This is a genomic window from Streptomyces sp. NPDC005435 (assembly GCF_040703155.1).
Taxonomy (GTDB): domain Bacteria; phylum Actinomycetota; class Actinomycetes; order Streptomycetales; family Streptomycetaceae; genus Streptomyces.
In genome coordinates this window covers 1-25,125 of the sequence record NZ_JBEXEQ010000016.1, presented here as the reverse complement: position 1 = coordinate 25,125, position 25,125 = coordinate 1, and the positions used below count along the sequence as shown (strand labels likewise).

Genomic DNA, 25,125 nt, shown 5'->3' with positions numbered 1-25,125 from the left:
CGCCTGTCGCAACAGCTCTTGGAACTTGTCTCTTCCACAGGTCATGAGAAGTCATCCTGCCGGATGCGCCGTTGCGCCGGCCGCTGACCGGCGGGGTGCGGAAGACGACTGTCAACCAGCTTCGCCGACGAGGGAGTTGAAAGTCTCCCGCATGAGCAGGTCGGTGGCGCCGGGCTGTTCGGCGAGGTGGTCGAAGAGGTCGGCGAGCAGCCAGAGCGCGAAGGTGTGGCCAGGGCCTCCGCCGGTGGGATCGGCCCGAACCGGTCGCGCCAGGCCACGGTGTCCATGCCCATGGCCGCGGCCATGAGGACACCGGTGACCATCGGCACTTGGGCGGGGTCGGCCAGTTCGAAGCCGGGGAGCTTGCGGACCACCGCCGGGATCAGATCGCCGAGCGGGTCGATCCGGTCCTCCTCGCCGTCCTCCTCAAGGCCGACGATGTGCGCGGTGAGCACGCCGGCCAGGAAGACCGAGCCCCGGGAGACCTCGTCCCGGCCGTAGGTGTCCATCGCGGCCCGCAGGCGCCGTTGTGCCTGCCGGCGTTCCTCGTCCGGCGTGCGGTTCTCCAGGATCCGGTACGAGTCCCATGCCGCGCGGACAGCCCCGCCGGCGACAATCGCGTCACTGGTCATGGACCGACCGTAGTGAGCCGACGGATTCCACGAGCGGAACTCCCACAAGCCGCCGCCCCACCCCGTACATGTCCCGCCGCGTTCCGGCCACCGTGCCGGCCGGAGAGGCGGGGACCTTCCCGGCGGGTCCCGCACCCCGGCGCCGGTCGGTATCGTGCCGGTCACTGTTGTGCCGGGCGAGGTGGGGGAGCGCATGAGGTTCCCGCCGACCGACCCTCGGCCGGCTGCGCGAAGCGCTGTCGGTACCGGCAGCCGGCTACACGCACACCGTACGCGCTTCGTACGGTGAAAGTCCGCCATGCGTACGGTCATTCGGGTAGACTCTCGGCGGGAGGTAGTCCATGTCCGAGTTGTTCGACGCGGTCGACGCGCTGGTCGCGTCCCGGTCTTCGCTGCCGTCGGCGGGGGAGCGCAAGCGGCTGCGTACCGCGCACGGTCTGACGCTGGACGAAGTCGCCGCCGCCCTGAAGGTGCGCCGGGCGACGGTGTCGGGGTGGGAGTCGGTGAAGAAGCCGACCGAGCCGCGCGGCCCGGAGCGGGAGGCGTACGCCCGGCTGCTGCGACAACTCGCGGAGCTCTACCCCGCACCGGAGGAGCCGGCCGCACCGGCCACCGGCGCACCCGACCCGGCGCAGACGCGGACTCCGGCCACAGATCCGGCCCCGGCCCCGGCCCCGGAGGCCGCGACCGCGACCGCGAGCACCCCGACTCCCGCCCCGACGCCGGCCTCGGCTCCCACCCCTCCTGCCGCAGCGACCCGCCCGGCACCCGCCACCACCCCGTCGTCGACGCCACGCCGCCCCAGCGCGCGGACGGCGCCCCTGGCGGGCACCGACCCCCGGTTCGAGAACGGCCCCCTCGCCGTCGTGGACGTCGACACCGACGGCAACGCACTGGCGTACTGCACCGGCGGCCTGGTCCTCGACGTACCCGCCAAAAGCATCCCGGCGCTCGTGGAGTGGACGCTGCGGGAGGCGAAGCTCGGGCAGCCGAGGCTCGCCGGCTCCGGCAAGGACGCCGACCCGCTGCTCGTCCTCACCGAGGCCGCCCTGGAGCGCTACGGCCTCCCCGCGAGACTCACCGAGGAGGAGCGGCTCGCCGGGCGCCTGCCGGAAGGCCACAAGGTCATCAGGCAACTGACGCGCGCCGACTGGCGGTTGACGAAACGCGGGTTCGGGCCGTGGGCGCGGATCTACCGCCCCGCGCAGGGCTCGGAGCGGGCCTGCGTGCAGCTGTGCGTCCCCTCCTGGCACGCGCTCGACACGCGGCACTGGGGTGACGCCGGGCAGCTCCCGCCGGCCGAACTCGCCCGCGTCCTGGGCGTGTACGCCGCGCGGGTGATGACGCCGCGCGGCTCGACCGCCGTGACCGGCCTGGAGCTGATGACCGCGCTGCACCCGCCGACCCGCGCCTCCGCGCCGGACGCCGACGGCAAGCGGCACTCCGAGTACAACCCCGGCAGCCTGGGCAAGGACCCGGTCGACCCGGCACCGTGCGAGGCCCCCGACGGCCATCCCGTCCTCAAGGACCTGCCCCGCTTCCACGTACGCGGCCCGGCGGAGAAGCTGTTCGAGGAGGCGTACGACTGGGCGCGCCCGATGACCGACGCCGAATGCACCCTGCGCCACCTGGTCGGCATCGACGTGAACATGGCCTTCGCGGCCGGCGCCAACGGCCTGATCGTCGGCCTCGGCGCCCCCACGCACCTCAAGGCACCGGTGTTCGACCCGAAGCTGCCCGGCAGCTGGCTGGTGGACCTCTCCCACGTCGACCTGTCCCGCGTGAAGGCCGGCAAGGAGTGGGTGGAGCTGGACGCCGGCCTGCTGCCCAGCCCGTTCACGCCGAAGGGCGACCGCCCGGCCGGTCCGGCCTGGTACGCCACGCCGACCGTGGCGTACGCGGTGGAACTCGGCTACGAGGTACGCCCGTTGGAGGCCTGGGTACGGCACGAGAACGGCCGCTACCTGGACGGCTGGTACAACCGGCTCCGCGACGCCTACCTCGCCACCATGGCCGACCTCGGAGTCCACGCCGACCTGCCGCCGGCCGACTTCCTGACGGCGATGGACGGCTACAAGGGCCGCGACCCGGAACTGGCGATCGTCGTCTCGGCGATCAAGGCCACGGTCAAGGGCGGCCTGGGCAAGCTGCGCGAGCGCCCGCGCGGCGAGGGCTGGCGGCCCGGCGAGCCGTGGCGCGCCCTGGCCCGCCCCACCTGGCGGCCGGACATCCGCGCCGCGGTCATCGCCCGCACCCGGATCAACCTCCACCGTAAGATCGTCAGGCACGCGGCGTTCACCGGTCAGTACCCGGTCGCGGTCCTCTCCGACTGCGTCGTCTACGCGGCGGCCGGAGAGAGCCCGCTGGACTTCCTGCCCTACCGGGACGGCAAGCCGTTGCCCGGCGGCTTCAAGCTCGGCGTCAACCCGGGCCTGGTCAAGCACGAGGGCACGCAGAGCGCCCTGTGGGGCGAGGAGGTCCGCGAGCGGTTCAACGCCCCGGAACTCAACCTCGCCCGCTACATCAAGGACGGCACCGTCACCGACACCGACAACGGCGAGTAGGAGAAGGCGACGATGACCCAGTTCGGGGACGGCCTGGACGCGGCCGTACAGAAGGCGTTCACCCGCCCGGCCCCCAAGACCGCGGGCCCGCAGATGCGGTACCTGGTCAAGCAGCTCAAGGGCACGAAGGCGGCCGCCGAACTGCTCGGCATGTCCCAGCGGCAGGTGGAGCGGTACGTGGCGGGCCAGGCCAGGACGCCGCGCCCCGACCTCGCCGCCCGCCTGGAACGCGAGGTCAAGAAGCGGTGGCAGCCCCAGATCCGGGCCAAGGCCCGCCAGAAGGCGGCGTCCACGGATGGCATCGTCATCGACACCCGCGCCCGCATGGGCTACACCGCACCGATCGGATCGACCGACCAGGACCGCGTCCGCCACCTCACCGTCGCCCTGCCCCCGCAGTACGCCGCCCGCCTCTTCGCCGCCCAGGAAGCCGGCGCCGACGACCGCGAACTCAAGCAGATCACGGCCGAAGCGCTCAAGGAGGTCTACTTCCAGGACGGCGGCCGCCGCGCCGGCAGCCTGGAGGAAGTGCGGTTCACGGACGTGGAGCACCTGGAGTTCGAGCTGTAGATACGGCACTTGGTGAGGAGACCTGGAGGAAAGTGTCACTGAGCGGAAAGGTCTCTCCAGCGCTGGATGTCAGCTGCTGAGGTCGAACACGCCCCACGTGGTGAATGGCTCGGCCTGGACATAGATCCGGCTTCCTCGGCCGACGACCCGCCGGTGGCGGGGAACAGGGCCACTGGGCAGGGTGAGCAGGCCGGCCTCCGTCGGCTCGACGGAGGTTTCGGTGAGTTCTCCGTGAGCGAGCCGGTCCCGCTCCTCGCCGTAGCCGCCGCAGAAGGTGACCTGCTCGCCGTGGACGGCCACCGCTGTGGCGCCCCGTATGTGGTTCGACCACACCCTCACGGGCTTGTCGGTGCGGTCGGGGCGTATCTCGACGAGCGGGAAGTCCGGGTAGGGGCACGCCCAGGCGGTGGTGCCCGACACGTTCAGCGCGTAGCAGTCGAAGAGACCGGGGATGCGGGCACCGTCCGACGTCCAGGTGAGGCGGCCCGTGGCGCTCCAGCGGCGGATTCCGGCCGGGTTCTCGTCGAAATGACCGACCCAGACATGGTCGGCCTCGTCAACAAGCAGGTGCTCGATGGCGTCCCCGACGGAGAAGGACGAGGTCTCGCGCCCGAGCGCGTCGAAGACCTGGACCTGGTTCGCGTCCTCGTGCCGACGGGCGCGCGACGCGGCGACGACGAACCCACCGGCCGACAGGCGGTCCAGGTGCGGCCAGCGGGCTCGCACGGCGCTCAGCTCGGTGAGTTCGGCGTTGCCGCCCGGATGGACGGAGACGACCAGCGCGTCGAAGGGCACGACATCGCCGCCGCGCTGCGGAGCGCGCTCGGCCAGCAGCCAGTGGGCGGCTCCGAAGACGTCGACGGTACTGGTCAGGACGTGGCGGTTGTGGTGCGCTCGGGGGAGGTGGGCGTAGGGAATGAGGGAAGTCTTCCGCACGGGCGGGCTCTCCTTGTTGGCGGGCGGTCACGGCCATCGGTCGCTGCGGTGAGTGCGGTCGGCGGCGCGCGAGCGGTGGAGAGCGGAGCGGGGCGCCTAGACGGCATGTCCCTTTCCGGTCGTCACGAGGGGATCATCGTCGACGTCCGTCCTCACGACAAACCTTTTCGGCGCACCGCCCTCATCGACCGACGAAACCCTCCGGGCCGGCCTCAACGAGGGCCGTCCTGCCCGTCGACCCGGATGCGCGGCACGACAAGTCCAGTGCTCATGGAACAGATCTGCTGCTCAGTCACAGGAAAAGCAGATGCGGACCCACAGCCCGTGCGGGCAGCATCCCCGCACGGCCACCGAAGTCAGCGGGATGATCGAGTGCCGACCGGGTGCCCGTCTCCGGGGTCCCGACGACGAGGACTCCGTGTGGCACGCCGCCATCTACCTCTTCCTGCTCAACAGCGCAACGCCTACGACGCCCTCGCTGACCTCGGCCGACTGGCGGGACACGGGCGGCTCCGGTGCGCGAAGCCGGGAATCGGCCGCCGGGGACGACAGCTCCTGGGGGCCGGTCTGGAGCGTGATGCGGACACTCGGCGAATCCATGGTGCGGACCAGGTGCGACTCGTCGCCTGGTTCTGCTGACGTCGGCTCCGCGGCGAACAGTCCAGGGCCCTGCTGCCCCCGCGCCCTCACTACGCGGCCTGAGGGGATCCGCGTATGACGAATTGGTCGACGCTCAGCGACGTGTGCGGTGCCGCGGACCATGTTCCAGCCCTGCTGGACCGGTTCGAGGGCGATGCGAGCGGTGTCTGGTCGGAGCTGATGGATCACCTGTGTCCCCAGCTGGACACCGCGTTCTCAGCGAGCTTCGCGGCTCTGCCGCGGTTGGCCGGCCTCGCGTCGAGGTGTGACGGCGAGGACCGTCAGGCAGCGCTGTCGGCGGCTGGAGCGATCATGGCCTGCGCCCCCGGCGGCAGCGACGTGTTCGAGGCCTACTCGGCGCCGATCGCGGCCCTGCACCGGCTGACGGACCAGTGCCTACGCGCGGACGATGACCCGGAGAACTACATACCGCTGCTCCAGCGCCTGCTCTCCTTCGAGGGCGTCGAGATCTGGGACCGCTGCCTCGAAGGTCTGCAGACCGGTGAGTACGAGGTCGACTGTCCCTGCTGCGGTGTCGACCTGTTCATCGTGATCGGCGAGAACGGCTGCTTCTCCGCCAGTGACGACTACTCCCTGCGCGAGGTGGAGAAGGTGCCCCTTCGTCCGGCGAAGCCGGCCGAGCTGGAGGGCCTGGCGAAGCGCCTGTACGACCGTACTCTCGCCGACGGGCACCAGTTCATGGCGCGCGGTCTGCCGTATCTGTTCGGCCGAGCCACCTGCCCGGACTGCGGGACCGCCTGCGAGGTGGCGGACCGGGTCGCCGCGCGCTGGCGGCCGTGATGATCCGATCGTCAGCCCGTCAGCCCGTCAGCCCGTCAGCGCCCAAAGCCGGAATCCGGACCCGGAACGAACCAATCGTGAACCAGCCGGAGCATCCGCGCCCGCATCCGCGCCCGTGGCGAACCCGCGCTGCCCCTCCTGTCCCTGGCCGGCCCGGCCAGGGACAGAGCCAGGGACAGAACACGCCGGCCGACCGGACCTACTCCCTGGCCCCGATCACGTCCGCCGGCTTGCCGGCGAGAGCGACGCGGGCCGAGATCATCGTCGCGGCCAGGGCCAGACAGGCGGCGACCGCCACGATGCCCCCGTAGGTGAGCGTGGAGAGACAGGGAGCCGCGCTGCCCGTCATGCCGACGGCGAAGGCGGTGAGCGTGGCCACGGCGATCACCGTGCCGACGACCACCGCGAGCAGCACGATCGCGAGCGACTCCAGGCGCAGCATCCGCAGGACCTGCCGCCGAGTGGTGCCGACGAGCCGTAGCAGCGCGAACTCGCGGGAGCGGCCGGTGGTGGACATGGCGAGGGCGTTGACCACCGCGATGGCCGTGAAGGCGACGATCAGTCCCATCGCCACGAAGTTGACCGCGGCGTTGGACTGTTGCCGGTCCGCCCGGAGCGAGTCGACCTCATCGCCGTCGAGGACACGTACCCCGGGATAGCCGCTCACCGCGGAGGCCAGTTCCTCCTTCGTCCGGTCGGTCCTGACGAGCACCGCCGAGCCGAGCGGGTTGTCGACATGCGCGGCCACCAGGTCATGGGCCATGGTGAGGTCGCCGAAGCCCAGGCCGCGGTCGTACACCGCGACCACCGTGAGCGGCACCCGGGTGCCGTCCCCCATGGTCACCTCCGCCTTGCTGCCGACGCCGCCGACGATGCCCTCGGCGACCTCGCTGACGGCCATGCTTCCGTTGCCCAGGTCCTTCAGCGAGCCCGACACGACTCCGGGATCCATGGTCCTGTCCAGGCCCTCGGGTGTGACGCCCTGGATCTGGAACTTGTCCAGGCCCACCCGGACCGTGCTGCGTACGACCTCGGTGACAGCGGTCACTCCGGACAGATGCCGCACCTTGTCCGCCGCCGGGCCGGGCACCCCCGGCCCGGACGAGGCGAGGGTGTAGTCCGCCCGGCTGCCGTCCTGGGCCTGGCTCAGGGCGGCGTGGCCCAGCGTCGACTGGACGAAGACGATGGTGCAGGTCATGCCCACCAGCAGGGTGAGCGGAGTGAGGGCGGCGGAGACCCGCCGCAGACTGGTCCGGCTGTTGGCCGCCGCGAGGTACCCGCTGATCCGGGAAACCCTGAGCGGCGTACCGAGCGCGGCGATGCCGGCCCGGGCGATGACCGGTCCCAGCAGCGCCACGGCCGCCGAAAGCATGATCACGCACAGATAGGTGACGGGCGCCGAGGCCGGCTCCGTGTGCAGGATGCTCAGCACGAACAGCAGCACCACGCCGACGACGAGGAAGATCACTCCGGGGATCAGCCGTCCGGCCGCGAACGGCCGGGTCTCCAGCGCGGCCTCGGACAGCGCCTCGGCCGGGCGGATCCGCGCCACCCGCCGTGCCGACACCCGGGCCGCCGCCCATGCGCCCAGCACGGTGACCAGCACCGCGGCGAGCAGGGGATACGGTCCGAGGGTCAGCCCCAGCGCGTCGGGAATGGTGCCGAAGTGCACGAATTCGCCGTACAGCCACACGGCGAGCGGCAGTCCGGCGACCGCGCCGGCACCGCCCGCGACCAGGCCGATGACGGCGGCCTCCCGGCCGATCAGCCCGCGGATCTGCCGGGGTGTCGCCGCCACGGCACGCAGGAGGGCCAGTTCCCGGTACCGCTGCTGGATGGAGAGCGAGAAGGTGCCGACCACCACCAGGACCGCCACCAGCAGGGAGACCGCCGCGATGGCGCCGCCCATGCTGATCAGCTGCACCCGGGCCCTGCTCGCCCCGAGGAACTCCACGGCTCCCCGGTCGCCGGCGCTCTGCACCTGGGCGGTGGTGCCGTTCAGCGCACCGGCGACGGCACTCCGCAGCTTCGCCGGGTCGGCTCCCTGATCGGGGATCACCCCGATGACGGCCACCCGGCCCGGACGCCCGCTCAGCCGCTCGGCCTCCCGCGCGGAGAAGAACAGCGACGACTGTTCCCGCAGATCGCCGCCCTGAGCGGCCGCGACGCCGGACACGCGGTAGACGGCCGGCGCGCCCGTCGCCTGTACGGTCACCCGGTCACCGACCTTGAGGCCGGCCCGCGCCGCCAGTTCCCGGTCGAGCACGACCTGATCCGCCGCCCCGGGGGCGTGACCGTCCGTCAGTCTGAAGGGCGTCAGAGCCGCCGACTCCCAGGAATGCCCCAGCGACACCTTGCCGTCCGGCCCCGGGACGATCCGTCCCTGACGGGTGACGACATAGGCGGGGAACTCCCGTTCCGGTACGGCCGCCTTGACGCCGGGGACGGCGGCGACCTTCGCCGTGAGGCCGGCCGGCAGCCAGACCCGCTCGTCCAGGGGCTTGGCCTTGCGCTTGACCTTCCGCTTGCCGTGTTTCTCCGTCACTTTCACCGAGTGGACGTTCTGGTCCCCGGCGACGATGACCGGGGCCGCCGCGTAGCGTTCCGTCTCGATCGTCCCGGTGAGTCCCGTCATCAGCAGGGTGCCGCAGGCGGTGACGAGGGCCGCGGCGCACAGCAGCGCGAAGAAGGCCCCGATGAAGCCCCCCTTGCGGAACCGCAGCGTACTGAAGGCGTAGCCGATCATCGGGACCACGCCCCTAAGCGCGTCATGCGCTCGGCGATCCGATCGGCCGTGGGCCGGTCCGTGTCGTCGACGATGCGCCCGTCGGCGAGAAACAGCACGCGCTGCGCGTACGAGGCCGCCACCGGGTCGTGCGTCACCAGTACGACGGTCTGCCCGGACTCGTCGACACACGCCCGCAGCAGCGTGAGGATCTCCTTGGCCGTGACGGTGTCCAGCGCGCCGGTCGGTTCGTCGCCGAAGATGACGTCGGGCCGCGTGATGAGGGCCCGGGCGATGGCGACCCGCTGCTGCTGGCCACCGGACAGCTGCGACGGCCGGTGGCCGACGCGCCCGGCCAGACCGACCCGTTCGACGATCTCGTCCAGCCAGCCCCGGTCGGAGCGCTGTCCGGCCAGCCGCAGCGGCAGGGTGATGTTCTGGCGGACCGTGAGGGCGGGTACGAGATTGAACGCCTGGAACACGAAGCCCACCCGGCGCCGGCGCACATGCGTCAGCGCGGTCTCGTCCATGCCCGTGAGGTCCTCGCCGGCGATCCTGACGGAACCGGAAGTGGGCTGGTCCAGCCCCGCGGCGCAGTGCAGAAAGGTGCTCTTGCCGGAACCGGACGGACCCATGACCGCGGTGAAGGTCCCGCGCGGAATCCCGACGGACACGTCGTCGAGCGCGGTGACGGTCTGGCCGCCCCGGCCGTAGGTCTTGGTGACCCCCTCCAGCAGTACGGCCCGGCTGCTCACGTTCTCCCGCTCGTCCGACCTGCCCCTGGCTCTCATCCTCACGGGCTCTCGTTCCTCTCTGACGCGGGCTCGCACGCGGCCCCCGGCCGGTCGACGGACTCCGCGTTCTCGGCCACGCCCTGCTCGGGGTCGGAGTCGGGTGCCGGAAACGCGAAGAAACGGGTCAGCACGGTCCGCGCCCCGTCCGGGGCCTCGTCGTCCGCCCGCTTGTAGCGGTTGATCAGGGCGATGTACTCCTCGAAGAAGGAACGCAGTTCGTCGAGGGTCAGCCGCATCGAGCCCCGCGAGTAGAGGAAGGCGTCGGCCCACTCCGCGAGATCGTCGCTCTGCTGCCGCAGCTGCTCGAACAGCTCGACGTCCGCCGCGTAGGCACGGCGGTTCATCTCGTCGATGACGGGCCGGATCTCCGCACTCTGCCGGCTCCGCTCGGGAAACCGCAGATCGGCGGGTACGACCCGCCACCACCGCTCCCGCCCATGCGCCTGCCCGTCCTTGGGCACCTCCTCGATGAACCCGTGCCTCGCCAGCTCACGCAGGTGATAACTGGTCGCACCGGTGTTGAGACCGAGCTCCCGCGCAAGCGTCGCCGACGTGGCCGAGCCGAGCAGCGAGAGCTGCTGGAAGATCTGATACCGCCGGGGATGGCTGAGCGCCTTCAACGTCGCCAGATCGGCGATCTCCCTCAGCCCGGGTTCTTCTGACACACATGCACAATTCCATGTGCACAGCATTTTGTGCAAGCAGTTCAGAGGTGTGGGCGGGGGAGCCCCCATGGCTTCGGCCAAGGAGCTACGGGCAGAAACAGGCAAGCCCGTACCAGCCGCCCTCGACGAGTCAGGCGCCGGCGAAGCCTTCCTGAGCTGAGCTTGTTGAACACATCTGCTACGGCCAGGACGTTGTGGTCAACCCAGACCGTCCAGCTCCGTCAGTACGAGTCCGTGCGCGACGAGGTAGACCGCGACCGCCTTGGTGCGGCTGACCGTCTCGACCCGGCCGCCGCGCCAGAACCTCGCGCAAGGGGATGCCGATGTCCCACTGGGCCGGCGGGACCCGTACCGGCACCGAGTCGGCATCCTGGCGGTCCGCGATCAGGCCGAGCGGCAGTTGCGGGGTGCCTGCCCCCGGGGCGCCGGTGACGACCGGCCGGGCCGGGCGGGTGGCTCGGTAGCAGGCCGAGACGTCCGGCAGACCCACTCCCGGGTCCGCGATCCCCGAACCCGCCGCCAGCGCGCTCACCCGCCCGTACCGGATTCGGCGCCAGGCCGTTACGCAGGTTGATCCGCGCGGTGTCCCGGCCCAGCAGCTGCGTCAGGACCCGGCCCTCACTCCCGGCCGCCAGCCGTGTCGGCGACCGTGCCTGTCCCAGCGCCAGATCCGCCTCCGTGCCCACCTGGGACTTACGGAACCCGGCCGGCATCCTCACCACCCCCGGCCACGGCGAGCGGGAACCCCAGCACCGTCACCAAATCCGCCGGCCCCCCCCGTGCCACGCCTGCCCGACCGCGTGCACCACCGAAGCGGCCAACGGCACCGTGCATGCGGCCCCCACCGGCGCCGCCCCCCACCAGAGTCCACGCCCCTGCTACGTGCCACCCCTCCCGGGCACCCCGCCCGGTCGGGCGCGCTGGGCCCGGACTGTGACAGCTCAGGCCCGGCCGCCCTGGACGCCGGGCGCGACAGTGCGTACCTGGGCGGGAGGCCGGTAGCGGCTGTCGGACCCGCCAGCCACCCCCACGCTCAGGAGACGTGTCGGATCGGCTCCGCCCCCGTTTGGATCAGGAAGTCGGTAAGTACCCGGGCGAGTTGTTCGGGCTGGTCCTCGGGAATGAGGGTGGACGAGTCGGAGATCTCGATCAGCCGGCCCTGCGGGTACAGCTCGGCCAGCCGGGGGCCGTGCTCACGCGGCATCAAGCGGTCTTCGGTCGCCCAGACGACCAGTACCGGGCGGTCGAAATCACGCAGCCGCTCGCTCCAGGCGAGCAAGGTCTCGCGATCGGGCGCCCCGGTGGCGAACTTGGCGAAGTCCCGGCGGACGGCCCTGCTGCGGGTGGCGGGAGCGAACCAGTCGTCCATGATCTCGTCGGGGATCCCGCGCAGGCTCATCCCGCCGTAGCCGCCCCGGCTGCGGCGGAAGGCGGGAACGCGCATGAGCCGCGTCACGAGCCGGACGCCGCCGGGAATCCCGCACACCCGCGCCAGCGCCTTGGCCGGCCCCGGCGGGAAGTTGTCGAAGGCCTCGCAGGCCACCAGCACCATGCGCGCGAGGTGCTGGTCGTGTCCGTCCAGCACCAGGAACTGGCCCCCGCCCCAGTCATTGAGGACGAGGGTCACCCGGCCCAGACCGAGCCTCTCGATGAACTCGCCCAGGAGCCGGGCGACACCGCGCTGGGACAGATCCGCATCCGGGTGCATCGGCTGACGGTGACCCCCCAGGGGCAGTGTGGGCAGGACGCAGCGGTATCCGTCCAGGAGCGGGACCACCTTGCGCCACTGGGTCTCGTTCATCGGCAGACCGTGGCCGAACACCAGCACCGGCCCCGCACCGCCGGTGTCCTGGTAGTCGATCGGTCCGGACGACAACTCGATTCTCGGCATCTCGACCCCCGCTTGATAGATCGTTCTACTGTAATCTTGGCGGGGAAAGGGGTGGAGGGCAATGGGACAGTCGGACACACGAGCCAGGATCGAGGGTGCCGCCGCGATGCTGTTCCGCCGGCACGGCTACTCGGCCACCGGCCTGAAGCGGATCGCGGGGGAGGCGGACGCACCGTTCGGCTCGATCTACCACTTCTTCCCCGGCGGCAAGCAGCAACTGGCCGAGGACATGATCCGCACGTCCGGAACCGAGTACGGCCGCATGGTCCTGGCCCTGCTGGACAGCGTGCCGGACCCGGCGGAGTCCCTCGTGCACGCCTTCGACGCGGCCGCGGCCGACCTCGCGGCGGCCGGCTATGCCGACGCGTGCCCGATCGGGACGGTGGCCCTGGAAGTCGCGAGCAGCAACGAGGTGCTGCGGGTCGCGACGGCAGAGGTCTTCGAGGAATGGGTCGGGGCGGCGGCGCGGTGGTTCGGCCGTTGGGTGGCCGACCCGAAGACGGCACAGTCCCTCGCGTACTCGATGGTCATGATGCTGGAGGGGGCCTTCATGCTCAGCCGGGCCGCCCGCGACCCGGAACCCCTGCGGGTGGCCGGCCGATCGATGGCCAAGCTGTTGAATACCGCCATCACTCGGGCCGACGAGGACTGATCCCGAACAGCGCGACGGAGAACCGCGCGTGAGCGGTGCACAGGTTCACGACCGGCTCCACGCGCTTGCGGGCCGCTGCGCTGCCGCGAGGCCCCGGGCACGCCGGCTCCAGCGCAGTCGGGCACCGGCCACCGGCCGCCGACGTCAGCCGGACAAGCTCCAAGTCGTGGTGAACAGAGCGCATTCCAACAGATCGGCGCCCGCGTCCGCCGGCCAGCCGTCGGCGGTCCTCAACTTTTCGGCCGCCGCCCGCATGAACGACAGGTAGACCGCGTAGCGGTGAGGCGACCAGCCTCCGTCCGCCCACACCCAGGCCGCGACCGACCCGTCGGGGTCGTAGCCCGTGTCCCGGCCGACCCGGGCCGCCACCGTACGCAGCCGCCGGGCCAGGACACGGTCGAGGATGAGCGGCCGCGGCCCGTGCCCGGGAGGGACCGCCTGCCCGGCGAAGTACAGGAACTTCGTGAAGAACGACGGCCCCAGCCCGTTGGACGGCTTCAGCAGGACCTCGTAGGCACGCCGCGCACCGTCCTCACGCAGCGCGGTGACCGCCTCGGCGAGCGCCTCCTCCAGACCATGGGCGGCAAGGATCTTCTCCAGCGCGGCCGGACCGCTCCCGCCCGGGGTGCCGCGCTTGCCCTTGCCCCACACATAGGTGGCGACCAGTGCCTCGGCGAACGCCTCGCGCCCGAGCGCGTCCGCGACGGCCGACGCCACCTGCGCCCGGTCGACCCCGGCGTCGCCCGCGCCGGAACGGGCTGCCAGCGCGGCGGGCCAGGGGGCGACCCGCTCCCACCGGGCGGGGGTGTAGCGGACGGTGTGCGCGCCCGGTGTCGCGTCCGGATACCGGCCGGCGTTCTCGCTCCACCACCCCACCAGAGCCGAGACGGCCTCCTCGGGCAGTCCCCGCGCGACCATCTCCCGGTCCACCGCGTCCGCCCTGCCCTGCCTGTCCAACGTCCCTCCCTGTCAAGGGAGTTAACGATACGTCGCCCCCACCCTGCCCCTGAAGACGGGAAGCCTTGGCGTTTGGCAGATCGGTGCCGACGAGCGCCGCGGTGCCGAGCGGGCCCGCGATCGGCTCATCGGCGTCACACAGGACCGCCTGCGGGGCGGGGGCGGGCTGTGCCATAACCGGGTCCGGGCCGCAGCCGGCATCACCGGGCAGCAACAGCGCGGTCAGCAGCCGGAGTTCGTCCGAGCCGGCCCACGGCCGAGAGCCCCTCTTCCCCGCCCAGCGGGCCAGGGCGCGCGCAACCGGCCACAGGCGGCAGCAACACCGGGGTTGAAGACCGCTCCCAGCGCGCATGTACTGCGCATGGCTGACATCGTGTCCGCGGCGACGGGAATCGGCGGCGCCCTTCTGGGTACCGCCGTCGGTGCTTTCGTGACCCATCTGCTGCAGCGGCGCAACGCCTCGCTGGCCCGCCTGCATGAGGAGCGCATCTCGGCCTACGTGGCTTTCGCCGAGGCGGTCATGGAGCTGCGCAGGGAACTCATGGACCGCTGGTTCGCCGAACACAACGGCATCACCCATGACTCCTCCCCGGTCTACGCGTCCCGCAGCACCATGTGGACCGCCTACTACCGGGTCGTTCTGCTCGCCGGGAACGAGGACATACGACTGGCCGCCACAGCCGCGCGGGAGACCGTCTCCCTGATCAAGAAGGCACAGGGCCTGGATCTCATGAAGGAGCGCTCCGACACCACACGTGACGCCGTGCGCCGCTTCGTCGACACCGCCCGCGCCGAGGTGTCGCGATAGCGACAGCACCTTCCCCGTCCACGGTCCAGACCGATTGCCCCCTCCCAACACGCCTGCCAGGATGGCCGGGTGACGGGCAGCGACCGGCCATCACGCCGGACACACCAGGCATCTCCCCTCGACGAGAGCGTCAAGACGCTGCGTGCGCACGGCGTCGACCTACCGGGAGACCTCCACCGGGCCATGCGCCACTGCGTACGTCCCGTCCGGCTGGACGCGGTGAAGGTGGACCCGGCACCCGATGAACTGGTCCGGGCCTGGAGGGCCACCAAGGAACACTGGAAGGCGGAGCGGCGCGAAGCCGTGTGGATCCCGCTGCTGCACATGTTCCGCGAGCATTTCGCGCGGCGCGGTCCAGGCCTGGACGCGGCTGTGCGCGCCGCCGGCTGGAATCCGACGAGTACGCGACGCGAAGTGACCCTGCAGTTCGGCAGCCGCTGCTTCCACCTCGGACAGAAGCTCTTCATGGGCGGCCGGCGCGAACCAGGCCGTTTTCTGCTCAACGAGGCCGTCCAGGCGCTCACTTGGGCCGACCGGACCGGACGGCCCATGCCGCTCGACAGGCGCTGTCACTGCAACGGCCAGCTGGCCGTCGCGCACGTGATGCTGGCCCGGGATCTGGACGAGACCGATCCCGAGGCCGTCGATCTGCTGACGCGGGCCGAGGAACACTCGGCCTTCGCGGAACAATGCGACACCAGCGAGGAACACTTCGCCTACCGGGCGGAGATCCACCTGCGCTTGTTCCGCGCCGAACGCGTTCCGGCTCACTTGGAGAAGGCGCAGAGCATCCTGCGGACACTCAAGCGCCCGCCGGTCACCCGGAAGCTGCGCACGGCACGGGCGGACGTCCTGGCCGGACTGGGCCTGGTCCGGCTGCGCGGCGGACAGCTTGAGGAGGGCCTCCAGCTGCTGAGCGACGCCGAAGCCGCCTACACCCAGGCGCGGGAGACCGCCGGGCAGCCGAACGCCGAAGGTGCCGATCCCGGATACCTCGTGGCCCGACGCGGGCATGTACGCCACCAGCTCTACCGCTTCGGCACCGACATCCACGGCCGGCGCAGCACCGCGCGGCTGCAGGCCGCACTCGACGACCTCCTCGCCCCCGAGGCCGCCGACCACATCGGCGGCCTCGTGATCGCAGCCGCCCTGCTGGACTGCTCCCGAGTTCTGCTGCGAGGCCACGACCGGGACGGGGCCGCCGCCGATCTCGCCCGCGCACGCGGCATGCTGGACCTGCTGCCGCAGTCCGCCCGGCTTGCCGCCACGGCGCGCGTCCGGGAACTCGACGACGCGGTCGCCCGCGCGGTGGAGGCCAAAGCCACCGACGAACTGCGCCGACTGGCCCAGGAGATCATCCGGCTGCCGGCCGACGAGCCGATTCCGGGCGCTGCCCTGTCCCGTGCCTGCCGGAGCGTGGTTGCCGCCGAAGGCGCCGGGCAATGCCGCCTCCTGCTGGAGGACGCCCTGGACCGCCTCGAAATCGACCTCGCGCACCCGGAGTTGACACAGCCGGCCCGCCGTCACGTAGCCGGCCACGCCGCGCTCCTCGCCCGCCTCCTCGCCCGTAGCGACGAAGAGACCGCCCCCGCCTTCCTCGACCGCGCCCTGGCGCTGTACCGGGTCAGCTTCGGCGCGGTGGACGAGCCTGCCGGCGCCGACGCGTACGCCGACGCCGGCGCCGGCGCTCTCGCGCTGGCGAAAATACTGGCCGCCGGCGACGAGGCCGACGCCGAGGAGGCGGCCGGCCTGCTCCACGAAGCGGTCGACTGGCTCGAAAAGGCACTGGCCCGAGCCCAGACCGTCGCTTCCTCCCCGCGCCGCGACTTCGACCCCGTCATCATCCACAGCCGGCTGGGCGAGGCCGCACTGCGCTCCTACGCCTTGAACCCCACCGACGGCATGCTCGACACGGCCATCAGGAATCTGGACGCGTCACTGGCCCTCGAGGCGTCCACCGCAACGGAGGCAGCGGAGCCGGCCCGGCCGGAGCGGGACCGAACCGCGGTCCTCGGCCACCTGGGAGACGCCTACTACCGGCGGGGCACCAGAAACCTCGACGCCGAGGATCTCGAACATGCCCTCGCCCTCAAAGAGGAGACCTACACCCACGCCAACCGGGCCCGCGAGAACCGCAGTCTCGCCGCCGCTGCCGCCGGCCGCCTGCACCACATCACCGCTGACGACGCCCAGCTCACCCGCAGCGCCGGATACGCCCTGCAGGCGTGTACCTGTGATCCCGCATGGCCCTGGCCGGTTCTTCAGCTGGCCGATCTCGCCGAGCGCCACGCGGCCCTCGACCCGTCCGAGCTGACCGGGCAGCCACCTACCCCCCTGTCCGCGCTCCTCCTCGCAGGCGACCGGCCCGCCCTCCTGGAGCGTGCCGCGCACCTGGCCGTCCGCAACCGCGAGTTCGCCGCCACCGTCCTCGGCGGTCAGCGCAGGACAGGGGAGCAGGGCGTCTTCATCCTCAACGACGCCCATCGTCTGATCGAGCAGACCATCGTCCTCAAGCGGCTGGACGCCACGGCGGCCGCCCGGGAGTGGCGATGGACGCAGCGCTTCCGCCGGTGGCTCACCGACCGGCACGCTCCCCGGGACTGGCTGCTGCCCGAGCCCCTCGGTCTGGTCCGCCTCCAAGCACCGCACGACCAGGACGCGGTGTACGTCATGCGCCGTATGCAGGGACGGCTCCTGGGCGCCACCGTCAACGACTGGGTCACGGGCCGGGGAGACAACCCGCTGCCCCACTTCGCCGATGTCCTGCGCTACCTGGCCGCATTCCAGGCCTGGCGCGCCCTGGACGACTCCGGCACCCCCCGCACGGCCACCCCCCGGCACGCCGACGACTGGGCCCGCCAGGTCACCAAGGCCTGCGACAAGCTCGACGCCCCACCCGAGGTCCGGAACGCGCTGACGCACCTGCTCCAGCCGATGGCCGCACCGGGCAGCCCCGTCGTGGCCAAGAAGGACCCCCACGCGGGCAACTGGATCCTCACCAGGCACGGCGGCCTCGTACTGATCGACGTCGAATCCCAGACCACCCTCCCGCTGCTCCAAGAGGCCGTCACCGTCATGGACGACCTCCCCCTGCTGCCCCTGGACCACGAGGGCTGGACACAGCGGGAAAAACTGCGCGACCACTACCTCGACGCTCTCGACGAGTTCGGCCTGCCCACACCCCGCGCCCAGGACATCCCCGCCCACACCCTGGAGGCCCTCACCGCCTTCCACGCGGTGAAGGGGATCGGCCGCATCCGCCGCTGGAACAACGACGTCTCGTCGTTCACCCTGTCCCTGCGCAACGTGCAGTACGAGCACTACTGGAGCATTCTCGACCACCTCGCCGCCAGTGGCCGCGACCAGGCCACACGCGCCTTCTGCCGCCTCTTCCTCACGCACTACGAGCACGCTCGCACCACCATGGGGTGAGCCGCGCACCGGAGACGACCGGCATCCGGCGAAGACGAGCAGCGTGCCCCACTCGATGCCCTGGGGGACTGTCGTAGCTGACGACTGATCAATAACCTTACGGAACACGCGATTCCCGGTTCCGACGGAGCATCATGACCACTGCGGCACAGATACCCGACATCCTCTCGCCCGAGTTCGCGGCGGACCCCTACCCGGCCTACCGGCTGATGCGGGAGTCCGCGCCCCTCATCTGGCACGAGGCGACGCAGAGTTACATCATCTCGCGCTACGAGGACGTCGAGCGCGTCTTCAAGGACAAAGACGCCGAGTTCACCACCGACAACTACGACTGGCAGATTGAGCCGGTCCACGGCAAGACGATCCTCCAGCTCAGCGGCCGTGAGCACGCCGTGCGCCGGGCGCTGGTCGCCCCCGCCTTCCGCGGCCGGGACCTCCAGGAGAAATTCCTGCCCGTCATCGAGCGCAACTCGCGCGAACTGATCGACGCCTTCCGGAACTCCGGCTCCGCCGACCTCGTCGCGGACTACGCGACCCGCTTCCCGGTCAACGTGATCGCGGACATGCTGGGCCTCGACAAGGCCGACCACGCCCGCTTCCACCGCTGGTACACCACCGTCATCGCCTTCCTCGGCAACCTGTCCGGCGACCAGGAGGTGGCCGCGGCCGGCGAGCGCACCCGCGTGGAGTTCGCGGAGTACATGCTGCCGATCATCCGCGAGCGCCGGGAGAACCTCGGCGACGACCTGCTGTCGGTGCTGTGCGCCGCCGAGGTAGACGGGGTACGGATGAGCGACGAGGACATCAAGGCGTTCTGCAGCCTGCTGCTCGCCGCCGGCGGTGAGACCACGGACAAGGCGATCGCCAGCATCTTCGCCAACCTGCTGAGCCACCCCGACCAGCTCGCCGCCGTACGGGCCGACCACAGCCTGATCCCGCGGGCGTTCGCGGAGACCCTGCGCTTCACCCCGCCGGTGCACATGATCATGCGGCAGTCCGCGACCGAGGTGAAGCTCAGCGGCGGCACCATCCCGGCCGGGGTCACCGTCACCTGCCTGATCGGCTCCGCCAACCGCGACGAGAACCGCTACCGCGAGCCCGGCCGCTTCGACATCTTCCGCGAGGACCTCACCGCCACCAACGCCTTCTCCGCGGCCGCCGACCACCTGGCGTTCGCGCTGGGCCGGCACTTCTGCGTCGGCGCGCTGCTCGCCAAGGCGGAGGTCGAGATCGGCGTCGCCCAACTGCTGGACGCCATGCCCGACTTGCGCTTCGCCGACGGCTTCGACCCGGTCGAGCAGGGCGTGTTCACCCGCGGCCCCCAGTCCCTCCCGGTCCGCTTCACCCCCACCGCCTGACCCGCGCCGCTGGGCCCCTCCCCGCAGGGGCCCAGCGGGCCGGCGGGCTATCCGTCGACCGGCGTGAACCGCACCGGCAGGGTGGTCAGCCCCCGCATCCAGACGGACGACCGCCAGGTCAGCGTGTGCGGGTCCACCGCGAGCACCAGGTCGGGCAGCCGCTCCAGCAGCGTCTCCACGGCGGTACGCGCCATGACGTCCGCGAGCAGCGGGGCCGGGTACGGGCACCGGTGCTCGCCGTTGCTGAACGACAGGTGCGCGGCGTTCTCCGCGCCCACATGGCCCTCGGGCCACAGACTCGGGTCGGTGTTGGCGGCGGCCAGCCCGAGGACCAGACAGTCGCCGGCCCGGATCTGCCGGCCGCCGAGCTGGGTGTCCCGTACCGCCCAGCGGCCGATGAAGTTCTGGGTGGGCGTGTCCAGCCAGAGCACCTCGTTCAGCGCCTCGCCCACGCTCACCCGGCCGCCGGACACGCTGAGTTCGAAGCGCTCGTCGGTGAGCAGCAGACGCAGCGCGTTGCAGATCCAGTTGGCGGTGGGCTGCTGCGCGGCCGCGATGACCGAGATCAGGTCCTGGACGATCTCCTCGTCGCCGAGCCCCGCCGGGTGCAGCACCATCCGCGAGGTGACGTCCTTGCCGGGGTCGGCCCGCTTGTCCTGGACCAGCCGCGCCAGCCGCTCGCCCACGCGCCCGTAGGCCGCCACCGGGTCGTCGCCCTCGGCCGCGTCCAGGGAGATCCGCAGGTCGTCGACGAGCTGCTGGGTGTCCGCGCCGGAGAGCGGCATACCGCACATCTGCACCACGGCCCGCATCGGCAGCGCGTGGACGTAGGAGGCCATCAGCTCGGCGTGGCCGCTGCCGGCGAACCCGGCGATCAGCTCGTCGGCGATCAGCTCGCAGTCGCGGGCCAGCTCGAACTGGTCCACCCCGGACAGCGCCTCGGTGATCACCCCGGCCCGGCGGCGGTGTTCCTCCCCCTCGGTGAACAGCACCGAGGGCTGGTAGCCGACGAAGGGCATCAGCGGCCAGTCCGGCGGGATGTTGTCCCACTGGTTCCAGCGCCGTGAGTCCCGCGCGAACAGCTCGTCGTGGCTGGTGACTTGAGCGACCTCGTGGTAGCCGAGCACCAGCCAGGCCGGAATGTCGCCGTCCAGCAGGATGGGCGCGACAGCGCCGTGCTCGCGGCGCAGCGCCCGGTACATCTGCGACGGCGTCTGCTGGTACTCCAGGCCCGCCAGGCGCACCGCGTCGGCGTGGGCGGGGCAGCCGGGCGGCGGTGCCGGCTGCGCGGAGAAGGGGCCGGGGTCGGTCACGGGGTCGCCTCCTGGGCGGTGGCCAGCGTGTACACATGGTCCACGAGAGTGATCAGCACGTCCTTGCCCGACTGCCGGTCCCGTGCGTCGCAGTCGACCATCGGCACGCGCTCCGGCAGCGCGAGGGCCTGCCGGATCTCGGCCAGGGAGTAGTGGGCCGCGTCGTCGAACCGGTTGACGGCCACCACGAAGGGCGTGCCGTGGTGTTCGAGGCGGTCTATCGCGTACCAGGAGTCGTCCATCCGGCGGGTGTCCACGAGGACGACGGCGCCGAGGGTGCCGGAGAAGAGCCGGTCCCACAGGAACCAGAAGCGCTGCTGGCCCGGCGCGCCGAACAGGTACAGCACCATGGTGTCGTTGAGGCTGATCCGGCCGAAGTCGAAGGCGACGGTGGTGGTCGACTTCGCGGCGACGCCGCTGGTCTCGTCGATGCCGACGCCGGCCTCCGTCATCACCTCCTCGGTGTTCAGCGGCCGGATCTCGCTCACGGAGCGGACCAGCGTGGTTTTGCCGACGCCGAAGCCGCCCACGACGACGATCTTCAGCCCGGTTTCCGCCGCGTCGGCCAGTGGCGTGCGGTGGGCGGGCAGCTCAGAGATTGCGGAGCCCATGGAGCACTTCCTTGAGAAGGGCGGGATCGGGGAGCGAGAGGTTCACGGGTGGGTGGCGTGCGGTGATCCGGCCGGTGTCGAGCAGGTCGGCCAGCAGGATGCGGACGACCATGATCGGCAGCTCCAGCTCGGCGGAGATCTCGACGACCGAGGTCGGGTGCCGGCAGAGGGTCAGGATGCGCGTGTGCTCCGACTGCATGCCCGTGGCCGGCTGGCACTCCGCGACGATGAGCGTGACCAGGTCCAGGGTGTCGTCGACGCTGCTGCGCCCGCCGGTGACCGTGTAGAGCCGGTCGGGGGCACCGGTGTCCACCGGCTTGCGGGTCACGACGGGGTGCTCCCCTGGAGCGGCTGCCGGGGCGCGGCCCGCAGATGCTCGCCGATCTTGTCGACCAGCCCGGACATCTCCTCGCCCAGGAGGCCGGGGTCGGCGTCCTCGGCGGCGACGACCGCGAGGTGCGCGCCCTCACCGGCACCGACGATGCACAGCAGGCCGCCGTGGAAGGCGGTCATGGAGTGGAGCACTCCGCCGGTGCCGTCCCCGAACTCCACGGACGCGCCGTGGGACAGGGCCTGGAGGCCGGAACAGATCGCGGCGAGCTGGTCGGCCTGATCCTCGGCCAGGTCGGGGGTCCAGCACAGCTTGAGGCCGTCGCGGGAGAGGACCAGGGCGTGCCGGGCACCGGGCGTCTGCTCCAGCAGGTTCTGCAGCAGCCAGACGAGGCTGTTGTCGGTGGTCTGCATGATGGGTGATGGGACGGTGGCGTCCGGCTGAGCGGCCACCGGCCCGTACCTCCAATCTCATGGGCACGAGGGGGGTTGTGACTGCCGGGCGCGGGCCCGGCGGGGCTTGGGGTGGGGGCTACCCGGCGGCCGGCGGCTCGGGGTCGGGGCGGCCGCCGCCCTGGGCGCCGCCGGAGGGCCTGCGCGAGCGGTGGAAGGCGCCGAAGCGGGAGCCGACGTCGTGCACGGGCCGCTTGCGGGGCGGGGTGGGCTCGCTCGCGGGGCGCTGGGCGCGCTCGGCCTCGCTCATGGTGCGGCCGGGCTTGCGGACGGGGAGTCCGTTCGGGGTGGCGTCGGTGGGCGTGGCCGCGGGCGGCTCGTGCCGGGTCTGCTCGGGGACTTCCCGCAGGATCACGGGGGGATCGGGGCGTACGTGCGCCTCCATGACGGGCGCCTCGACGACGGGGGCCTCCTTGACGGGGGCCGGCGCTTCGGGCGCCGGGACCGGCCGGACGGTGGCCGCCCGGGCCGCCTCCCGCTGCGCGGGCCACGGGTCGCGCTGCTGCGCGACGAGGTGCCGGGGCAGCAGGACGACCACGCCGGTGCCGCCGCGGGATGAGGGGCGGTAGTTGACGTTGATCCGGTACTTGAGGGCGAGCAGTCCGACCACGGCGAGGCCCAGCCGGGTGCCCTGGAGGGAGGCGAGGTCGGCCATGCTGCCGGTGACCGCGCCCTCGGCGTGCTTCATCGCCGCCTCGGACATGGTCAGCCCGCTGTCCTCGACGGTGACGACGATCCCGGCCCGGTGTTCCTCGACGTAGACGTGGACCTCGTCGGTGGGCGGGGAGAAGTTGGCCGCGTTGTCGATCAGTTCGGCGAGGAGGTGCATCACGCCTTCGGCGGCGAACCCGGAGATCGCCGCCTGGGAAGTGAAGTGCAGCCGGACCCGCTGATAGGCGGCGATACGGCCGATGGCGCCCCGGAGGATGCTCTCCATCCGGATCGGCTTGTTCCAGGTACGGCTGGTCTTGCCGCCCATGAGCAGCGCCAGCCGGTCGGCGATCAGCACGAGCTGGGAGGTCTTGTGGTCCAGCCGCATCAGGTCGCCGAGCATCGTGCCGTCGTGCTCGTCCTGCATCGCCCGCAGGTCGGCGAGCATGCTGACGGCCTTGGCCTGGACCCGGCTGAGCGCCTTGGTGGAGGCGATCCGGGCACCGCCCGCGCGCCGCTCGCTGCGCGCCAGTTCGCGGACGAACCGCTCGCCCAGGTCGTGCATCAACGGCGTGCGGGGAAGCGTGAGTTCGCCCAGCACGGTGTCGGCCGAGCGGCCCTCGGCGAGCCGGGCGACGGCGGCGGGCAGCGTCTCCCGCGTGAGCCGGTCGGCTTCGGCCAGGATCTCGTCCAGCGCCTCCTGGGTCTGCCGGGATTCCCTGTCCGCGGCGGCCGCGCGCCCCACGGCCTCTTCCAGGGCGCCGGCGGAGAGATGGGCGAGCCGGCGCAGGTTCTGGTCGTTGGGCATCGACACGCCCGCGAGCGCGTCGGCGGCGGCGCTGCCGGTGAGCACCAGCTTGTGCAGGGAGGGCAGCGTCACGTTGGCCAAGTGGCCCGTCTGCGCGGCGGTTTGCTGCGCCTGCGCGCGGAGCCGGTCGTTCTCGGCGGCCTGGGTGGCGGCGGCGAGCCTGGCCCGGCGGACGAGGAGATGTCCGACGAGCACCGCGACGGCGACACACGCCCAGCCCGCGCCCGCCACGACGAGCGTCCACCCGCGGCTGCCGGACGGGGCCACCCCTGCCGCGACGGCGGCCGCGACGCCGGTCACCGCCACCACGGCCGCGGGTACCGCCCACGAGCTGCGCCGAACGGCCGTCGAGCGGTGTTGAACGGACGGTGCAGGAACTGACATTCCGCGGTCCCTCGGTCTGCGAGCAGAAGAATCGGCGTCCGAACGCCTCGATCGCGGTCCGGAAACGGCCACCTCGGAGGAAGGCGATCTTCCAGTCCGGTTACGCCACATGCTAGTCACACCGGAGTGCCCCACGTTCCGAATGACCCCTTCAGGCCCCCCGGACCTGAAGTCGTCGTGAACCAGCCATCACACCGCCGGCCCGTGATAAAGAGCCGGCCCCACCACACCGCCGGCACCAGGACCAGAGATACCCGATACGCCCCCACTGTCCCACCCCCGGAACAGCCACCGCGCACCTTCCCCGAGGCGTCAACTCCCTCTGAAGAGGCCCCTTTTCAGCCAACCGAACGCGACCACCGCAGGAGAGCGACGACACCGATCACCCAGATAGCGAGGAATGCGAGGACCTACCGGACAACGGGCGCCCACCAAGAAGCCCTTGGAGTCGGCGTGGCCGGCCGGTTGGGCGTGCAGCCCGCGCCGGGCCGCTTCCTGTCGCAGCCGCAGTTCCTCGTCCGCCGCTTCCGGCTGGGCGCGGGCGGCGGCGACCGCCGTCGTGGTCTTGTCCGTGCCGGCGCCGCCGCTGACCACCAGCACCCGCGCACCGCTCTCGATCACCGTGCTTTGGCCGCCGCGTGCCTGATAGGCCATCAGGCCGCCCGGCCGGGACATGGTCGGCACCTCGATCAGCGCTTGCCCGCGGTAGGAAGGTTCGGCGGCCATCGCCAGGAGTCCCAGCGCGATGCAGATCACCGGGGGCTCATGTGCTGTGGGCTCGGCCGCGTAGAGAGCTTCCAGGAACTGCTCGTGCATGCCCTGCCTATGGATCACCTTGCACAGGTTGGTCGCCGCGGCCTCGGTGAGCTGGCCGCCCATGGGGTCGGGAATGCCGTACTTGGTGAGGGTGGCGGTGGGGGTGGGGGTGCTTGTCGTGGTGGGTGGTGGTGCCGTGTCATTGTCTGTGGTGGTGGGGGTTGTTGGGTGGTCAGGGTGTCTGGGGGCTCTGGGGGCTCTGGGGGCTTTGGGGGCTCTGGTTGTTCTGGTTGTGTTGGGTGTTTTGGTTGTCGGGTAGGGGGAGGCGGGCCCAGACGGATTTGCCGTTGGTGGGGGTCGTGGTCCAGCCCCAGGTGGTGCTGAGGGCTCTGACG

General features: G+C 71.6%; 20 protein-coding genes. 7 read left to right on the top strand and 13 right to left on the bottom strand.

The features are described from left to right. Positions 1 to 41 precede the first annotated feature (41 nt). Entirely contained in the window at positions 42 to 632 is a 591-nt protein-coding gene (locus AB0898_RS21120; protein ID WP_366804480.1) for a hypothetical protein, read from the bottom strand. 341 nt (positions 633 to 973) lie between these two features. Here AB0898_RS21120 and tap point away from each other — a divergent pair, with 341 nt between their 5' ends. Together tap and tpg are read left to right on the top strand one after the other, a co-directional pair. Further along, positions 974 to 3,196, top strand: coding sequence for a telomere-associated protein Tap (tap, locus tag AB0898_RS21115; protein ID WP_366804479.1), 2,223 nt, complete (start codon positions 974 to 976; stop codon positions 3,194 to 3,196). A gap of 12 nt (positions 3,197 to 3,208) precedes the next feature. Further along, positions 3,209 to 3,766: a telomere-protecting terminal protein Tpg gene (tpg, locus tag AB0898_RS21110; protein ID WP_366804478.1), complete on the top strand. Its 558-nt coding sequence runs from the start codon at positions 3,209 to 3,211 to the stop codon at positions 3,764 to 3,766. 69 nt (positions 3,767 to 3,835) lie between these two features. Here tpg and AB0898_RS21105 read toward each other — a convergent pair whose 3' ends face one another. Then, positions 3,836 to 4,702, bottom strand: a complete 867-nt coding sequence (locus AB0898_RS21105; protein ID WP_366804477.1) for a hypothetical protein — start codon at positions 4,700 to 4,702, stop codon at positions 3,836 to 3,838. Between the two features lie 714 nt (positions 4,703 to 5,416). On the opposite strand from AB0898_RS21105, the gene AB0898_RS21100 reads away from it, so the two are divergent. Continuing rightward, positions 5,417 to 6,142: a hypothetical protein gene (locus AB0898_RS21100; protein WP_366804476.1), complete on the top strand. Its 726-nt coding sequence runs from the start codon at positions 5,417 to 5,419 to the stop codon at positions 6,140 to 6,142. 199 nt (positions 6,143 to 6,341) lie between these two features. Here AB0898_RS21100 and AB0898_RS21095 read toward each other — a convergent pair whose 3' ends face one another. From AB0898_RS21095 to AB0898_RS21080, 4 genes are all read right to left on the bottom strand, one after another. Then, complete coding sequence (locus AB0898_RS21095) at positions 6,342 to 8,888, bottom strand: FtsX-like permease family protein (protein ID WP_366804475.1); 2,547 nt, start codon at positions 8,886 to 8,888, stop codon at positions 6,342 to 6,344. Next, the gene (locus AB0898_RS21090) at positions 8,885 to 9,658 is read right to left on the bottom strand and encodes an ABC transporter ATP-binding protein (protein WP_366804474.1); all 774 of its coding nucleotides are present in this window, start codon (positions 9,656 to 9,658) and stop codon (positions 8,885 to 8,887) included. The genes AB0898_RS21095 and AB0898_RS21090 overlap by 4 nt, the downstream gene beginning before the upstream one ends. A 2-nt stretch (positions 9,659 to 9,660) precedes the next feature. Next, positions 9,661 to 10,326 carry a helix-turn-helix domain-containing protein gene (locus tag AB0898_RS21085; RefSeq protein WP_366804473.1) on the bottom strand — a complete coding sequence of 222 codons (666 nt, stop codon included), beginning with the start codon at positions 10,324 to 10,326 and terminating at the stop codon, positions 9,661 to 9,663. A 1,033-nt stretch (positions 10,327 to 11,359) separates the two neighbouring features. After that, a complete protein-coding gene (locus AB0898_RS21080; protein WP_366804472.1) occupies positions 11,360 to 12,217 on the bottom strand; it encodes an alpha/beta hydrolase in 858 nt (285 codons plus the stop codon). Positions 12,218 to 12,278: 61 nt separating this feature from the next. On the opposite strand from AB0898_RS21080, the gene AB0898_RS21075 reads away from it, so the two are divergent. Next, on the top strand, positions 12,279 to 12,869 hold the full coding sequence (locus tag AB0898_RS21075) for a TetR/AcrR family transcriptional regulator (RefSeq protein WP_366804471.1): 591 nt from the start codon (positions 12,279 to 12,281) through the stop codon (positions 12,867 to 12,869). Between the two features lie 144 nt (positions 12,870 to 13,013). On the opposite strand, the gene AB0898_RS21070 is transcribed toward AB0898_RS21075, so the two are convergent. Then, complete coding sequence (locus AB0898_RS21070) at positions 13,014 to 13,826, bottom strand: hypothetical protein (RefSeq protein WP_366804470.1); 813 nt, start codon at positions 13,824 to 13,826, stop codon at positions 13,014 to 13,016. Positions 13,827 to 14,187: 361 nt separating this feature from the next. Between AB0898_RS21070 and AB0898_RS21065 the strand changes: the two genes are divergently transcribed. The 3 genes from AB0898_RS21065 to AB0898_RS21055 all read left to right on the top strand — a co-directional run bounded on the left by AB0898_RS21065 (position 14,188) and on the right by AB0898_RS21055 (position 19,424). After that, positions 14,188 to 14,634 carry a hypothetical protein gene (locus AB0898_RS21065; protein WP_366804469.1) on the top strand — a complete coding sequence of 149 codons (447 nt, stop codon included), beginning with the start codon at positions 14,188 to 14,190 and terminating at the stop codon, positions 14,632 to 14,634. A gap of 183 nt (positions 14,635 to 14,817) precedes the next feature. Then, positions 14,818 to 18,066 carry a hypothetical protein gene (locus AB0898_RS21060; protein ID WP_366804468.1) on the top strand — a complete coding sequence of 1,083 codons (3,249 nt, stop codon included), beginning with the start codon at positions 14,818 to 14,820 and terminating at the stop codon, positions 18,064 to 18,066. A 134-nt stretch (positions 18,067 to 18,200) separates the two neighbouring features. Continuing rightward, positions 18,201 to 19,424, top strand: coding sequence for a cytochrome P450 (locus tag AB0898_RS21055; RefSeq protein WP_366804467.1), 1,224 nt, complete (start codon positions 18,201 to 18,203; stop codon positions 19,422 to 19,424). A gap of 47 nt (positions 19,425 to 19,471) precedes the next feature. Here AB0898_RS21055 and AB0898_RS21050 read toward each other — a convergent pair whose 3' ends face one another. The 6 genes from AB0898_RS21050 to AB0898_RS21025 all read right to left on the bottom strand — a co-directional run bounded on the left by AB0898_RS21050 (position 19,472) and on the right by AB0898_RS21025 (position 24,853). Then, positions 19,472 to 20,737: a cytochrome P450 gene (locus tag AB0898_RS21050; protein ID WP_366804466.1), complete on the bottom strand. Its 1,266-nt coding sequence runs from the start codon at positions 20,735 to 20,737 to the stop codon at positions 19,472 to 19,474. Then, complete coding sequence (locus tag AB0898_RS21045; RefSeq protein ID WP_366804465.1) at positions 20,734 to 21,348, bottom strand: ATP/GTP-binding protein; 615 nt, start codon at positions 21,346 to 21,348, stop codon at positions 20,734 to 20,736. Before AB0898_RS21045 ends, AB0898_RS21050 begins: the two co-directional genes overlap by 4 nt. Continuing rightward, positions 21,329 to 21,676, bottom strand: coding sequence for a DUF742 domain-containing protein (locus tag AB0898_RS21040; protein WP_366804464.1), 348 nt, complete (start codon positions 21,674 to 21,676; stop codon positions 21,329 to 21,331). The genes AB0898_RS21045 and AB0898_RS21040 overlap by 20 nt, the downstream gene beginning before the upstream one ends. Then, positions 21,673 to 22,092, bottom strand: a complete 420-nt coding sequence (locus AB0898_RS21035; protein WP_366804463.1) for a roadblock/LC7 domain-containing protein — start codon at positions 22,090 to 22,092, stop codon at positions 21,673 to 21,675. Before AB0898_RS21035 ends, AB0898_RS21040 begins: the two co-directional genes overlap by 4 nt. A 118-nt stretch (positions 22,093 to 22,210) precedes the next feature. Next, positions 22,211 to 23,899 (bottom strand): ATP-binding protein, encoded by a 1,689-nt coding sequence (locus AB0898_RS21030; protein ID WP_366804462.1) that lies wholly within the window; start codon positions 23,897 to 23,899, stop codon positions 22,211 to 22,213. A gap of 387 nt (positions 23,900 to 24,286) precedes the next feature. Next, positions 24,287 to 24,853, bottom strand: coding sequence for a hypothetical protein (locus AB0898_RS21025; protein WP_366804461.1), 567 nt, complete (start codon positions 24,851 to 24,853; stop codon positions 24,287 to 24,289). Positions 24,854 to 25,125 lie beyond the last annotated feature (272 nt).